Origin of the sequence: Marivirga harenae (assembly GCF_030534335.1) — a bacterium.
GTDB lineage: Bacteria > Bacteroidota > Bacteroidia > Cytophagales > Cyclobacteriaceae > Marivirga > Marivirga harenae.
The window spans coordinates 1601063-1617715 of sequence record NZ_CP130565.1 but is presented as its reverse complement, the minus strand read 5'-3'; the positions used below and the strand labels follow the sequence as shown (position 1 = coordinate 1617715).

10 protein-coding genes are annotated in these 16653 nt (G+C 36.3%); 5 read left to right on the top strand and 5 right to left on the bottom strand.

The features are described 5' to 3' along the window. Positions 1–170 precede the first annotated feature (170 nt). A complete protein-coding gene (locus tag Q3Y49_RS06850; RefSeq protein WP_303271552.1) occupies positions 171–398 on the top strand; it encodes a hypothetical protein in 228 nt (75 codons plus the stop codon). 35 nt (positions 399–433) lie between these two features. Here the strand turns inward: Q3Y49_RS06850 and Q3Y49_RS06845 are convergent, their stop codons facing one another. The 4 genes from Q3Y49_RS06845 to Q3Y49_RS06830 form a co-directional block, all read right to left on the bottom strand. After that, entirely contained in the window at positions 434–1111 is a 678-nt protein-coding gene (locus Q3Y49_RS06845) for a carotenoid biosynthesis protein (RefSeq protein WP_303271551.1), read from the bottom strand. Beyond that, complete coding sequence (crtD, locus tag Q3Y49_RS06840; RefSeq protein WP_303271549.1) at positions 1111–2574, bottom strand: 1-hydroxycarotenoid 3,4-desaturase CrtD; 1464 nt, start codon at positions 2572–2574, stop codon at positions 1111–1113. The genes Q3Y49_RS06845 and crtD overlap by 1 nt, the downstream gene beginning before the upstream one ends. 83 nt (positions 2575–2657) lie before the next feature. Then, on the bottom strand, positions 2658–5159 hold the full coding sequence (locus Q3Y49_RS06835) for a protein kinase domain-containing protein (RefSeq protein ID WP_303271548.1): 2502 nt from the start codon (positions 5157–5159) through the stop codon (positions 2658–2660). A 6-nt stretch (positions 5160–5165) separates the two neighbouring features. Then, the gene (locus Q3Y49_RS06830; RefSeq protein WP_303271547.1) at positions 5166–5744 is read right to left on the bottom strand and encodes an ECF-type sigma factor; all 579 of its coding nucleotides are present in this window, start codon (positions 5742–5744) and stop codon (positions 5166–5168) included. Between the two features lie 370 nt (positions 5745–6114). Between Q3Y49_RS06830 and Q3Y49_RS06825 the strand changes: the two genes are divergently transcribed. From Q3Y49_RS06825 to Q3Y49_RS06810, 4 genes are all read left to right on the top strand, one after another. Further along, entirely contained in the window at positions 6115–6717 is a 603-nt protein-coding gene (locus Q3Y49_RS06825) for an RNA polymerase sigma factor (protein WP_303271546.1), read from the top strand. Then, positions 6695–6934 (top strand): anti-sigma factor, encoded by a 240-nt coding sequence (locus Q3Y49_RS06820; protein ID WP_303271545.1) that lies wholly within the window; start codon positions 6695–6697, stop codon positions 6932–6934. Before Q3Y49_RS06825 ends, Q3Y49_RS06820 begins: the two co-directional genes overlap by 23 nt. Positions 6935–6937: 3 nt before the next feature. Beyond that, positions 6938–7597 (top strand): endonuclease III, encoded by a 660-nt coding sequence (nth, locus tag Q3Y49_RS06815; RefSeq protein WP_303271544.1) that lies wholly within the window; start codon positions 6938–6940, stop codon positions 7595–7597. 664 nt (positions 7598–8261) lie between these two features. After that, positions 8262–15503, top strand: a complete 7242-nt coding sequence (locus tag Q3Y49_RS06810; protein WP_303271543.1) for an Ig-like domain-containing protein — start codon at positions 8262–8264, stop codon at positions 15501–15503. 287 nt (positions 15504–15790) lie between these two features. On the opposite strand, the gene Q3Y49_RS06805 is transcribed toward Q3Y49_RS06810, so the two are convergent. Beyond that, complete coding sequence (locus Q3Y49_RS06805) at positions 15791–16444, bottom strand: hypothetical protein (protein WP_303271542.1); 654 nt, start codon at positions 16442–16444, stop codon at positions 15791–15793. Positions 16445–16653: the final 209 nt, after the last annotated feature.

Below are 16653 nucleotides of genomic sequence, written 5' to 3'. Positions count from 1 at the left end.
TACTTAATGAAATCAATTCCCAGTAGTTCATTGAAATTTAAGTATCCTATATTTGTAGTTAGGCCACTCATCCTAAAAATTCGGCATTTGGTCGATATTTTTTTTACAAATCCCAACCTTTTGGCACGCATCTTGGTCTTTAGTACATAGTTTTACAAAAACTTTTAGACATGGATAGGTATAGAATAAATTTTGTTTGTAATAAATTACCTGACCAAAAAACCGGTTTGAGAGGTTTTAAAGTGGGTGAGAATTATGAAGGGAGAGCGTACAACGGCTTATTTGAATTAAATGCTAAATGGGGCTCAGGAACAGAAAGTAAATTAATCTCAAAATCTCTGTTTGAGGAATATTTCGAATTGAGAGAAGAGAAACATTATGTTCAAAATTCTGCTTGAATCAACAAATAAAGCCAGCCCTGAAGCTGGTTTTTTTATGCCCAATAATTTTTTACTAAAAACAGATTTAAAACCACAAAAAAGACCACCTGCCAAAATAATAAGACGATAGACATTTTATTCCTTAGTGGAATCTTAATGAGGAAATAAAAACTGAAAATTAAGAACGAAACTATCGCCCATCCTACGTAATTCTGTAACGGCACCTCATTATTTTCCCAATTCCAAAAATTCAATTCCATAGCTACAGGTTCAATTAGAACGTCAATTATGACTGTTGTAATAGTGGCTAATAATATTTTTAAGAATACATTAGTTTTAAGGGGAAATATTAATGATGCTACGCAAAAAGTTATGAGAAACCAATTGATACCGATTATCACGGGCACACCACCTAATTGTGGCCCCAAGGTTTTAGGGTAATAGTAATCACCGAATATCAATCCAAAGTTAACTCCTAGGTATTCTGCTAAGAAGCCAACCACATAACAAAATACAAAAGCCCAAATTAAAGAAAACTTGTAGTGATTCTGATACATGATAAGTACTACAAAAGACAAGGATAAGTTAAAGGCCGTTTTCTCAACAAACCACTCTCTGTTAGCAGACAGAATTCCGATTACCCCAAAAAAATAGAAGGCAGAAATTATAATAATCCCAACTATCGGTTTGGATTTCAAATTTGCTACCACACTTAAAACTGCTTTTTTCATCAAACTGAAGGACTTAAATCATCAATTATCTTAGCTGACAGCAAACATAATGGAATTCCTCCACCCGGATGTACACTTCCACCAGAAAAATATAGTCCTTTTATTTTGGGATGAAAATTAGGATGTCGCAAAAAGGCAGAATATCGATTATTAGAACTGCTTCCATATAAGGCTCCTTGATAAGAAGAGGTTTTACTTTCTATTGTTCGCGGCTCAAGAATACTTTCCGTTTTAATGTACTGAGCTATATCAATGCCTAGCATTCTTTTGAGTTTTTTCAAGACTGACTTCTTGATCTCAGGGATCAATTGATCCCAATCTTGTCCACTGTTGGAAGGTACGTTCACCATGACAAACCAATTCTCCATTCCGTCTGGGGCATCAGAAGGAGTATGTTTGGAAGTTATGTTGACATAAATAGTAGGGTCGGGAGCTATCGTCTTCGTCTTGAAAATATTGTGGAATTCCTGATGATAATCATCACTAAAGAAAATATTGTGCAGACCAAGCTCTCCAAATTCCTTTTCAATACCCCAATAAAAAATTAAAGCAGAACTACTTCTTTCCTGATTCAGGATATTTTCAGGTTGTTTTTGATCACTTAGCAGCTTTTTGTAGGTAGGGTAAATGTCCATATTACTCACCACCAAGTCTGCAGAACTTATCTTTCCATTGACTACAATTCCTTTGGCTACTTTATTTTCAACAAGAATTTTCTCAACACCCGCATTAAAATGGATTTTTACGCCTAAGCTTTCCGCCACCTGAGCAAGTGTATGCGTTATCTGATACATTCCATTTTCAGGATAAAAAGTACCTCTATTTAATTCCAAATTAGCAATAGAAGTCAAAATACCAGGCGCCTGATAAGGACTTGAGCCATTATAGGTTGCAAATCTATTGAATAACTGAACCAATTTCGGATGCTTTAATTTGGATTCATTCACTTGATTCATACTCTCAAACAAGCCAAACTTATATATGCTTAGTAATGCCGGCAGGATCTCTTTCGAGAGAAATGTTGAGCGCTTATGTAAAGATTTTTCTAAGAATATCTTGGCTGATTTTTCATATTTAAACTCAGCATTTTTGATATAATCTGTTACTACTTTTACGGGTACCCCTAAGACTTGCTCAACTTCTAATGCAAATTTCTTAGGACTTGTATAGGCAGTAAGTCGCTTCCCGTCTTCCCAAAAATACCTGCAAGATTCATCTAGTTTTTTGTAGGGAAACTTAATAGTGCTTTCCTCGCTTTGTAACGCAACCAAATCATCAACTAACTCTGGTAAGGTAAACAAAGAAGGACCAGCATCAAATCGAAACCCCTCTTGTTCAAAGACTGATAGCTTTCCGCCAAGATAGTTGTTCTGCTCAAAGACTTCTACCTCATACCCCTTTTTTGCTAACCGAATTGAGGTGGCTAACCCACCTATTCCAGCACCAACAATAACTGCTTTCATACTTGAATCAAATTTATTATTACAAGTAAATGTCTTTGTAGAACAAAAGTTTTAAAAACACACTTAAAACATGTAGACTTAATTTAAAGATTTTCAATTTTACCAATCATTAGCTTAGTAATTCGCTCGACATCTTTTTTGTACAGCTTAGTATAGCGATGATCCTCTCCCAAATACTGTTCGACTAAAGTATACGATTCCTGAAAATACATTTGAGCCATAGCGTAATTTTTCTGCTCCTCATAAAACTGCCCGAATTTATTGTATAAATAAGAAGTCTTCTGATGACTCTTATCAAATTTAGCCTCAATAATACCTTCCGCTTTTTTGAGCAACCCAAATGCCTTATCCATCTGCTTCAAACCTATATAACAATTTGATAAGGAAATATAATCATCCGCGATATAGGGATGATCCAAGCCGAAATTTGCAGTATCTGCTGCTAGTACTTCCTGGTATTCAAATAACGCCTTTTGAAAGTTCCTTTGATTATAATATATATTCGCTAAACTATATCGTGTGGATATTATAAAATTATTACTCGGTTCTAACTGAGTACTAAAGATTTCTATTGCTCTGTTCAGGTAAGAAGAGGCGCTGTCATAATTCTTCTTCTTGTAATGTACCCCTCCTAAATTACTATAGGTAATTGCTATGTCAAGATTTGCTTTCGAAGCTATTTTTCTTTTGAGACTTAGGGAATGTTCAAAGGAAGCAATTGCTGAATCATACAGAGACATATCTTTAAATAAATTTCCCTGATTATTGTAGTAAACAGCAAGTGCAGTTTGGTGCTCAGGTGTATGGTGCGCCTCTAAAATACGGATTGCATTTTTTTGATAAAAGGCCGCTGTATCTAATTTCGATAAATCTTTATAGACAGATGCATAATGATTGAATATATCAGCTTTATCCTTATCAAACATATCGTCATTTATCAAACTATTTGCTTGATGGATAAAATGCAGAGCAGAATCATATTTACCTTGAATTTGCTGCGACTTTGCAAGGGCTAAGATATTTTCTATTTTAAAATCTAATGGTAAATTTTCTTTTGGGTCCTGAATTTTCGACAGTAACAATCCAAAAACTGAATCTGCCTTTTGATACTCCGACAATTCACGATAATTGCCGGCAAGGGTACTCATAATATTCAATTTACTTTTTGTATTGATATCTTTGTAATCTCTTAAAACTTTTTCCGCAAGTTTCTTAGAATCGTTCCATAGGTAAACATTGGTATAAATATTTATTAACCTATCATAGAGATCAAGCTTAAATTCTTTGTCGTCAAACTTCAACTCAACACTCTTGCTACTATTATCTAAAATATCTTTTACAGTCAACCCTCCCTCTGTTTGAACGGGGTCAGCATTTCTAAAAATATCCAATAGAAATTCGCTTGTTTTAAGCGCTTTTTGTTCGTTTTCTTGTGCTATCTTAGACTGATAAGAAGAAATAATAAGCCCCGATAGCAACGATATAACTAATAAGGCAGAAAGTGTAATTTTAATCTTATTTCTGTCAGTAAACTTTTTGGCCCGATAAGACCATTTCTTAGAATAAACCTTAACCGGAAACTTATTCAGGTAATTCTTGACATCCTCTATTAAAGCAGAGACTGAAACATATCGACATTCGGAGGACTCACTTAAACAAACATTAATGATAGCTAGCAATTCCTGATCAATGGATTGTGATAGTTTGACCTTGCGATCATAAGGATTATCTTCACTAGGCTTTAACGGATTTTCAGCGGAAATAATAATATGTAATAAAATTCCTAACTGAAAGATATCAGTTGCTATCGTGATGTCTCCCAATTTAAGCTGCTCAGGAGCCGCATAAAAGGGTGTAGCTTTTTGCACCTGTTTTTGCAGTCTATTGCCAATCTTTTGGGCAATCCCAAAGTCTAATAGCTTAACATGTCCTTCTTCATTAATTAAAATATTTGATGGTTTTATATCTAAATGTAGAATCAGCCTATTATGAGCATAATTAATAGCATCACATATTTTAATAAAAAGTTGAAGTCTTTCACCTGTGTTTAAAGAAGATGATTTTAGGTATTCATTAACAGGTAAGCCATCGACATATTCCATAATGATATAATGGATGCCTTCATCAGTAACCCCGCCATCTAAAATGTGAGCAATAGCAGCATGATTAAGATTGGCTAAAAATTGCTGTTCATTTCGGAAATTCTCGAAGAAATTATCTTTGACCTCATCAGCAGAGAAGCATTTAATAGCAACTTTTTGTTCAAATTGACGGTCATTTCTTTCGGCTAAAAAAACCTGTCCCATACCACCTCGGCCTATGGGTTCGATAATCTTATATTTATCAATTTTATCACCAGCTTGATAAATATCTTCCTGTTTCTCCTCTAAGCCGTCAGCTATACCTTTCTGAAGTTTATCAAAATATTGATCTGCATTTTCTGCATCTCTTAGCATCATCAGGACGGTTTGCTCCAATCGCTGATTATCATTAGCATGATTTTTTACATAAATTTCCCGCTCTGAAGCAGGCATTTTCAATGCATTTTGGAAGATATCTTCCAATTCACTCCAAGAATATCCCATTTCAAGTTAAGCCGTTTTCTTAGCTTGGATCTGACTATATATCCAGGCTTTTATTACCTGCCAATTTCTTTTAACAGTGGATGGTGATACGTCAAGTACTGTTGCTGTTTCTTCAATAGTCATATTGGCAAAAAACCTACACTCCACTATTTTCACATGCTTGCTGTCTTTCTTTTCGAGTTCATTCAATACTTCATCCAATTTCAACAATTCATCTGAACAATCATCTGATAAGTTAATCTTTTCTTCCCACTCTTCAAAGCAAATGTGTTGTGCATCCCGTCCACGTTTAATAGCATTCTTTCTTCGAGCTGCATTTAGCAAAATATGTCTCATTGCCTTTCCGGCCACGCCATAGAAATGCGCCCGACTATTCCAGCTGGCTTCTGAATTTATTATTTTCAGGTAAGCTTCGTGCACTATCGCAGTGGTATTCAAAGTCTCTATCCCGAAATACTGAAATCGAATCCTGTGGGCAATATGACGTAGTTCGCTGTAAATAACAGGAAATATCTTATTATAGGCATTGATATCCCCTTGATTTACTTGAACCAGTAACTGTGTTATCTCTCCGTGATTTACCATAATATTCGATAAATATACTAACAAAACTGTATAAATCTACTATTTTTTAAGATAAAATAAAGATTTATTAAAAAAGCTTAAGGAAACTGACTCAATATACATTTCTTTTAAATACTTTAAAAAAATGATATTTTGAAAAAATTACTTTTTAAAATCAGGTAAAAAAAAATGCAATTAAACGAGGAAGAAAAAAGTTTATTTTACTAATTCCAACCTTTTTTACATTTCTCCTGTCACTATAAAATAAATCGAAAAATATTTTTGTGATTTAAAATCATTTGAATACTTTCGAAGCTATAAAAGAATGTTTTACCTCTAAATTTTGACGCTATAGAATAAACTTTTACCAAACTAAACAAGGTGTTTTAAGATGAATAATCAAAAAACAATGCTGGACGACAGCCAATTGGTCGGTCAGTATATCAATGGTAATGAAGTAGCGTTTGAAGAATTAGTAAACCGCCACAAGTCAAGAATTTTCACTACTATCTACATGATTGTTAAAGATCATTATGTAGCTGAGGATCTAATGCAAGAAGTTTTCATTAAGGCTATACGAACTTTGAAATCTGGTCGTTATAACGAGGAAGGTAAATTTTTGCCCTGGATTTTGAGAATTGCACATAATTTAGCAATTGATAGGTTCCGGAAAAATAAAAGATACCCTACCATCGTTATGGATGATGGAAATAGTGTATTCGAAACCCTCGAATTTGCTGAAGGCAATTTTGAGGACATTCAAATGAAGAAAGATGTACATAAATCGCTTCGCAAATTGATAGCGGAATTACCTGAAGCACAAAAGCAAGTGCTGATCATGCGCCATTATATGGACATGAGCTTTAAGGAAATTTCGGATCAAACCGGAGTGAGCATCAATACTGCATTAGGTCGAATGCGCTATGCCCTCATTAATTTGAGGAAAAAGATGCAACAATATAATATAGCCTATGACCAAAATTTTTACTCATGACGATTTAATCCGATATGTTTATTCAGAAACAGAGCCGGACGAAAATCGGCAAATCGAACTGGCCTTAAGTGAGGACATGGAACTTTTAGAACAATACCATGAACTCCTTTGGCTGAGAAAGCAAATGGACGGGGGATTGATGAACCCTTCAGAAAAAACCATCAACAGTATTTTAGAATACTCAAAAGCTGTTAATTTGCATCCTGTAAAGGAATAGCAAATGACAAGAAAAGAACGCTACGAAGCTTTTTTAGATTATTTTTCTAAAAATCAGCCACAAGCAGAGACGGAATTACATTATGAAAATCCGTACCAGCTGCTTGTGGCTGTTATTTTATCCGCCCAATGCACAGATAAAAGAGTGAATATTGTCACGCCAGCCCTTTTTGAAGCCTTTCCCACGCCAGAGCATTTAGCCAATTCTCATTTTGATGAGGTATTACCCTACATCAAAAGCATCTCCTTCATGAATAATAAAACCAAGCATTTACTGGGCATGGCTAAAATATTAGTAGAGGATTTTGATTCTGTAGTGCCGGAATCCATAGATGATTTGCAAAAAATGCCAGGCGTAGGCAGAAAAACAGCCAACGTGATTGCTTCCGTTATCTACAATCAGCCTGCCATGGCTGTGGACACCCATGTTTTTCGTGTTTCCAAAAGACTGGGCTTGGTCAATCAAAATGCGAAAACACCTCTGGAAGTTGAAAAAACTTTAATCAAACACATTCCCTCTGAATACGTGCATGTAGCCCATCATTGGTTGATTTTGCATGGTAGATATGTTTGTGTAGCGAGAAGGCCTAAATGTGAAGAATGCAAAATCACACATATTTGTAGGTATTTTGAGAAAAATAAGCCTTTGGAAAAACAACTCTAAAGATGCCTCAAAAAGCCATTTTTGAAATACTTGGTATTAGACTCTCTACTTTCCCCTATAATTCAAAATTGCTGATTCCAAATTCAGTAATACCTCCAAAAATGAGGAGTTAGATGTACTACGTTTTTTATATAATACATTAGCAAAGCCTTAGCCTAGTTCTTTCATATAAGATAATTCCCATCCATCCGCCATAATTGATCCTGAAAACAAAATCAAAGCGACTACAGAAAAATGACATACAATTTAGGTGGGAAAGTGATCATGTGAAATTTTGGAGATCTCTTTTTATACCACTAATGAAAAAAGCTGCTAAAAAATAGACATACAATTCAATATGACAACCAAAACTTCCTTCCATAAACTAGAGGTCAAATTAATCTAAAATAGATTTTCCAATCATCAATTATTAATAGCAACTCAAGACAAATCCGACCATTTAATATAAAAATATTTCATACATAATTTTTCTATATATCATTATATATTACATACTGATATCAGACATCAGAGGATATTTGTAGTGGAAAAATCAAATTTCATAAGGACTAAATATTAAGTTTATTTTTTCGATAAACAGTTTATTTTAATCGTTTTGTTTTGATTTTCAGGTCATTAAACCTAATTTCATCGATCAACTATTTAAAACTAACCCCAAATAGCCATGAGAGAAAATCACTACATTCACCAAATCTTCAGCACCGGTCACAAATTTACCGTAAAAAATCGACTATTTATTACAAGCATTTTATTGCTTTTTCTGTCGCTTTGGACTGCCGAATCCTTAGTAGCACAAGGAGCTGAAAAGCGCCCTGCCGAACCCATTATATGTCCGGCAAAAGATCAGGATATGTTTACTAGAATCAACATACCGGAATCCAGTGGAGAATTTCAACGGATTGCACAGAATAATGCCACGGCTGAATTTGAAATTACCTTTGGACCAGGAGCACAAGCTAATCCTGATGCAATGGCAGCTTTCGAATATGCACTTGACATCTGGGCTACTCAAATTGTGTCGTCAGTGCCTATCAAAATATATGCAGAGTTTGCTAATTTAGGCACTGGTGTTTTAGCGTCAGCAGGACCTGCCTACAATGTTCTAAACTTCCCAGGTGCCCCCGAGCAAAACACACTATATCCGGCTGCATTGGCCAATGCTTTAGCAGGAGAAGTATTATTTCCAGATGAAGATTTCGATCTCATTGTAAATTTAGGAAACGGAATACCTTGGTATTTTGGATTAGATGGAAATACGCCCGCGGGTCAATATGATTTCGTTACTGTCGCTTTGCACGAAGCCGGACATGGTTTAGGATTCACAACGGTTCGTTCATTTAGTGGAGGCGTTGGGTCTTTACGGTCCAACGGAAACCCAGCGGTTTACGGACTATTCATCGAAGATGGAGATGGTAATCTACTGCTGGATTTTCCAGACCCTTCCACTGAAGTAGGAGATGCTTTTACAGGAGGAGATATTTTCATGGGTGGTAATTTTGCTGTGTCTGCTTTAAATGGACAGCGACCTGAACTTTACGCACCTGCTAATTTTCAAGGTGGTTCCAGTATTGCACATTGGGATGAGGCTGCATTCCCTGCAGGAGATCTGAATTCTTTAATGACACCTCAAGTAGGATCTGCTGAATCTAACTTTGACATAGGAGATATTACAAGAGGCCTATTTAAAGATATGGGATGGCAAATAAATGAGGCTGAGGCTTCTCCTGTTGTGTCTAATATTAATTCGATCACGGAAGAACTGAATGTCAATGATTCCCTTTTTGCTACCATCACTTTAACCAATCTGGCAGACTCTGCTTTAGATATTTCTATAAGTTCTGCTCAGTCCATTCCTTTAATTAATTCTATTAACCCTTCTTCTCTAAGTATCCAAGCATCGGGAGAAGAATCATTTGAAATTAAATTTAATGCTACCAATATACAGGCTGGTATTTATAGTGATACTATTCTTATTGATGTGATCAATTCTTCGGCATTGATCAGTATCCCTGTCGAAATAAGAGTTTTAGATGGGACAGAATCACCTATTATTGAGCTTTCCCCTACCGCTTTCACTGAAGTAATAGAACAGTTTAAAGTGAGATCTGAAGAGTTACTGATTACTAATACTGGAAATGCCGATTTAACATTTAATATTTCAGTTGATGGTGACTCTTTAGATCAATTCACATCTAATGTAAAGAAAACCAAAAATGCCATTGACAAAGATGGTTTTATTTCTGCTTCTTATCCTTATACAGAGGGGAGTAGTAAAAGTGCTCTTTTAAAAACTGAAAGCAATCAGTACACCAAAATCATCACAAGCTTGTACTCTACCGACTTTGAAGATTTCACTTTAGGGGATGTTAATGGAAAAAATGGATGGGTAAGTCAATTTGAAAATAATTGGGTAATATCTGAGAGCAATCCGTTTGAGGGAAATTTACATTTTAGAGGTATTTCTGATGGTCTTGGTGCTGACAGGCCAGGATCTGTATTGGCAATATCTCCTACTGTAGTTCCAGGAGACGAAGCGTTCATGGTGTATTCTTCAAGAGTAAATATTCAAGGAGAAGGTGTTACCTGGGAAATCATTCCTCAATCACCGGCCGCTGGATCTGTAGTTACCCGTCTTCGATTTAATGGGGACGGAACCATTAGTGCTTTAGTGAATCCAGATTTTGTATCTGTGGATGCAGAAATTCCGGAAGGATATTTTGATCTAAGAATTGTTGTAGACAAAGAGGATTTTACATTCTCTGTTTACTTCGATGATGAAATAGTATTTTCCGGTCAGGGATTTGCAGGAGAAATTGAGCAAGTCGTTGTTCTCAGTGCAATGGAAACAACAGGAAGTTCAATCGACATCGATAACTTTGAAATTATTGATGGTGATGCCAACAGTCCTTTTATTACGGTAACTCCTCTTGAAGGAATTGTACCATTTGGTTCTTCATTAACTGCTGAAGTAAGATTTGATGCCAGATCCTTATTACCGGGCGATTACACTGCAACAATCACAATCAACAGCAATGACACTGAAAATGCTGTTGTTGAAGTGCCAGTTAGTTTGTCCGTAGTACAGCCAGCAGTTATTTCTGTAAATCCTGATCAAATCACTGCTGCAATTGATGTTGCCGTTGATGATCCAGCAACAGCCACAGAAATCTTTACTATTTCAAACAGTGGAGAAAGCACTTTAGAGTTTAGTACTGCATTAAGTGGAACAACCTTCACTCCTGCTGCAAATACCAGCTCCATTAAGATAGCTGATTTGGATATGAGCCTCTATGGCGTAGGAAACACAGCCGGATCGGAGGAAAAATCAGCAGGTATCAAAGCTAAAGTTTTGAGTACAATTTCCTCTGGATCTAGTGAAATTAATGCACTTAACAATAATACATTTTCAGATTCTATAGCTTATGATTCAGGAATCAATTTCCCTGATGACTTTGCTGGGATTCAGCAGGGCGCTTACACTAGTGCTATTAAATTTGATGTTGAATCTTCATTCAATTTAACCGCGATTCGCAATGCCTTTAGGACTGAAGCTGTTAGTGATCCAGTCGTAATTCTAGAAGTCTATCTTGGCGGAGACACTCCTAACGCAGGTGAACTATTGACTAGCCAGACTTTTGATCAATCTAGTGAAGAAGGTGTTTTTGCACTTGAAGAACTAAATGAATCACTTTCTTTCGAAGCTGGTGAGTCTTTTTGGGTGGTTCATAAATACCCTGATGGAATCGCTTTCCCTCAGGGAGTAGACGATAATATTGCACAAAGACCAGATACCTACTTCTTTAGTGGTGATGGTGGGGCAACTTTCAACCCATCAGGATTTGTATTTTTGGTAAGAGCTTTAAGCGGATCTGGTTCTGATAATTACATCAGTTTATCTCCAGCGTCAGGCACAATAGCACCGGGAGAATCTCTGGGAGTATCAGCAACTTTTGATGCAACTACCTTGGCAAATGGCTTACACGAAACAGACATACTTATCTCGAGTAATGATCCGATAAATCCTTCTGTTGAAGTAGCAACTAGTTTACAGGTTTCTGGTCAAACTGCAATAATTGAGGTTTCGGACGAATACTTATTATTTAATGATGTCTTTATTGGTCAAAATAGAGAGAGGACTTTTTCCATTACAAATGGCGGATTGGCGGAGTTAAATGTGAGCTCTATCTCTTCCGATAATGCTGATTTCTCAGTTTCACCTGCAAGTGTAAATATTAGTCCAGGTGGAGAACAGGTTGTTACTGTAAATTTTGCACCTAGTCAACTTGGTAGTATCAATGGAATAGTTAGCATTGAAACTGCAGGAATGCAAGATCCGATTGAAGTCGTGGTGAATGGAATCGGAGCTGAGCCTCCATTCGGCCAATTCGATCCTGAAGAAGTTATTGAATCCGTGGATGCAGGTACTATCATCGAAAAAACCATTAGTCTTAGAAATGATGGTAATGCTCCACTGATATACTCTTTTCCTGATCTAGCTTTAAGTTCCCTTTTAGCAAACCCTGAAGTTGCTTTTAATAATTCAGAACTGCTAACTTTTGACAATGCAGGTCTCAATGAAGAAAAAGGAATAGAAGATACAAGGGTAGGTCATGAGGTGCTTTTCAATGTAGGTACAGACAATGATTTCGGATACAGTTGGATAGATTCAGATGAAGCAAACGGCCCTGTTTATAACTTCACTGATATTACGGCTACTGGTACTGAAATCACCACCAATGTTGGGGGAGATGGTACCGCCCAAGTCCCTTTATCTTTTTCTTTTGAATTTTATGGTGAAAGTTATTCTAGTGCTTTTGTTAATGCAAATGGTTTTATAGCATTTGAGGCACCGGCTGGCTTTAATACCTATACTAATTCACAAATACCAACCGATGACAATGTCAATAACATGATTGCCGGTTTCTGGAATGACATAGAGCCACAGGAATTCAATGGATCAGTGCATTATCAGGATTTTGGAGATAAGCTAATCGTTCAATGGACAGAAGCAACTGAATATTTTGGTACAGCTAATGAATCAGTCACTTTCCAAATAGTGCTCCATGAAGACGGGAATATAGATATATATTACGAAGATGTAGAAAGTGCTTCATTTCTAAATACAACCACTGTCGGAATTGAAAACGCAGATGGTTCAGATGGAGCTCAGGTTGCATTTAATACCTCTTATATAAAAGATGAATTAGCAGTCAGGTTTATAAAGCCTACGATGTCCCTCACTCCATTCATTACAGCTGTTGACGACTTAAGTGGGGTTGTACCAGCAGGTGGTTCTAAAGATATCACAGTCACTTTGGATGCCACTGATTTGAATGACGGACGATATTTCGATCAACTAATTGCATCAACCAATGCGCCTTCAGATTCGGGAACTATCGCTTTATTTGACTTGACAGTTGTAGGTTTCCCGGAAATCAGTTTTGATTCAGACTCTTTGAATTTTGAACCTATATTCGTTGGTTTAAGCTCAGAGGCATCACTTCTAATAAGTAATGAAGGTTCAAAAGAATTGCTAATATCATCCATTTCAAATAACAATAGTGATTTCCAACTGGATGAATCTGGACCAATTAGCTTGCAACCAAATCAGTCAAGAATTGTAAACGTTACTTTTGCTCCTTCAAGTGTTGGAAGTATTACTGATGAGATTATAGTGGAAAGTAATGATGTTTTTGGAAACGAATCAGCTAGCATTTACTTATCAGGAGTTGGGATAGATCCACCTGTCATAAATCTGTCACCAGATTCTCTTTCGGTAGTAGTTTATGAAGGAGATTCCGCTACAGAGAATGTAACTATTGCCAATGCAGGCGCTGCCGATCTTTTTTACTCTTTGTCCGTTCCTTTCTTTGGAAAAGCACAAGCTGCAAACAGTGAAGTAAAGCAATATGAAAAGCTAAACTTTGAAAAGATCCTAAGCAAAGAAACAGAGGATACGAGAGTAGGTCCTGAATTCTTAGATGCAAGTGGTGGACCAGGAACTTTTGGTTATACTTGGATAGATAATAACAGTGGCGGACCAGCTTATGATTATGTTGATATAAGTGAATCAGGTCAATTAGCAAGTGTTGGTGCTGACGGGAATACTACAATTGCCTTACCATTTGAATTCAATTTCTTCGGCAGCAATGAAAATGAAGTTACAATTGGAGCAAATGGATTCTTAACTTTCGATGCTGTAGTAGGAAGTAATTTTGTAAATGCACAAATTCCTGATGAAGCAAATCCAAATTTATTTATCGCTCCTATGTGGTCTGATTTGGAACCTCAAAATGGAGGTGGTGTATATTATGAGGCTACTGAAGATTACTTTATAGTTCAATATGATAGTGTACCTGGTTTTGGTTTTCCACCATTCTTGCCAATACCTGATCCTGTTAGTTTTCAAGTAATTCTATATCCAAATGGACAAATCAAAATGCAATATGAAAATGTCGCTTCTTCCTTGGCCACTTCTTCTACGGTAGGTTTGGAAGGACCACAAGGCCAGTCAGGTCTTCAGGTTATCTTTAACAACACATACCTTACAGATAATTTGGCCATTACATTTACTCCGCCAATACAAGGAGTACTTGCAGCCGGAGAGAGTGCGGATATTCCAATTACTTTCTTTTCAGAAGGGCTTGATGCTGGCGAGACATACCTTGGGGATATAATAGCTAGTAGTAATGATCCAATTTCGCCAGAATTAACTGTACCGGTTTCATTAAAAGTCTTAACGCTTCCTGAGATTAGCAGCTTCACCTTAATTAATGCTGAATTGAGTGAAGAAATTGGAGAACTATTCACCGGTGAAATCATCAATTTGGATAATTATGCAAACAATGAATTTAGCGTTTTAGCTAATCCAGCTAGCATGGAAAATGTGGGCAGCGTGGTCTTTGACTTCAATGGTGAGGAAGGTTTTCAAACTGAGAATATTGCCCCATATGCATTAGGCGGGGATTTTAATAGTGGAAGTTCTTTTTATCCTGTGGCATTTCCAATGGGAATTAATACAATAACTGCCACTCCTTATACGGGAAACAATGGTACTGGAAAAGTTGGAACAGCATTAACAGTTGAATTTGAAGTGATAGATAATCAACCAGATTTTTGCTACGGTGAATCCGTTACAGATTTTCAACCTGGCAACAGAAAAAATGGACGTACATTACCTCATAGTAGATCAAATCCTGAAAAAGCACTTGGTCAACCACAAGAAAATGACAATTATAACTTTGTGACTTTAGGATTTGGCGGATCTATAACGATCGAATTAGGTTGTGAAGTTATGGATCATGAAGGCAATGATTTGCTAATTGTGGAAACTTCATTCAGAGATTCAGATCGATCTTGTGGCCAGTATCCTGAAAAAGCTAAGGTAGAAGCATCACTGGACGGTGAAAATTGGGTAACAATTGCAGAAGAAATTTGCAGAGATGGAGAAGTAGATTTAGCGAATGGAGGTTTAACCACCGCTAAATACATCAGAATCACTGATATAAGTAATCCTGATGATTTCCAAGGTGGAAATGCTGATGGATATGACTTAGATGGTATTATGATAATTAATAATCTAGGTGATCAACAGGATGAGGAACTGATTAGTGAAATTACTAAGCAGGAGAACCTTATAGCTAATGAAGAAGATATTGAGGTTAGAGCATTCCCTAACCCAGTTACAGACTTCATCAATATCAGCTTAAAAGGTGAAGGAAATGAATTTCATACCAGACTCTATAATATAAAAGGCGAACTAATGAATCATTCTACTTTCTCGTTGCGAGATGGAGAAGAAAAAGGTAGATTAGATTTAAGAAAGTATCCTCAGGGTCTTTATCAATTGAGAGTAACTAATCAAACGGGAGGTATTGTATCACAATCCAGAATTCTAAAATGGTAAGGAACTTAATGTAACTCTGTTCAAAAGGCAACAAGTAAATTTGTTGCCTTTTTTTGTGACTAACAATCTATTATTTTTCATTTTAACTTTTTTTCATTATAAAGCTTTAAAAACAGTATTTGTATTTGAAAGTAAGTTTAAATGCTAATCCGCTCTGTCTGGGTCCACTGGCCATTGCGATTATCCATATTGATAATCTGTAATTCTGGTTTCCTGAAATCGGTTGGGATGTTCTTTCCGTAGCATTATGGATGATTATTTGGTGGATATTTGAGTAATCACCTAAACTATAAATCTAATGAAATTCCGCCCCCAAAATTAAAAGGTGAATATGGAATACCTCTTGACTGATTATCCAAGTTTTTCATGAACAGACCTCCTACTTTTACATTAAATTTAAAATTTTTCAAGCCGAATTTCAGCACAGCAGTTGGCTCTATCAACATATAATTATCTCTATAAATCTGTTCGGTGAGCCGGACATAGTTGCCTCTGTTCTCAAAGCCACCATAAGAAAAACTTGATTGCATAAAACCTCCCTTGAGTCCAAAACCACCTTCAAGATGTTCTCCAAGTCCACCAATGTTTAGCTGTGTAAAAAGCTTTTGGTAATTTCCCTTAAAACGTTCATCAAACTGTGGTGCAGCATTTTGAGTATACCCATGACCATAACCAGCACCTCCGTAAATCTCAAATAGCAAATTATGCCTTATATTTCGGTAATAACCTACTGCCATTTGTCCATAGTCATGCCTTCCACTGGTCAAAGTTGCTACATTACCCCCAAGCTGAACCGCCAACTCATCTGTTATCCCATACGCTACGTTTCCACTAACACTGCCTTTAACCAAGGAAACACTCCCATCTACTCTCAAATCATTCTTTTCTTCAATCAGCGGTATATCTAATAGTTGAGGTTGAATAGAAACACAACTGAGCATTAGAAAAGAGCTTAGCATGATATAAAGGTAAGACAGATTGTTTATTTTCATCTTGTGCTATATAAGTCCATAATTGTTTATTCAAAAAATCATAGATAGAGATATGACTAACTACAGTAATAGATTTCTTAGCCAATTGACACAACCCGGAAGTAAAGAGTTGGAATATTAAGCTTTTTTAAGAGCTGTGGTATTTTGATCTGAATAAG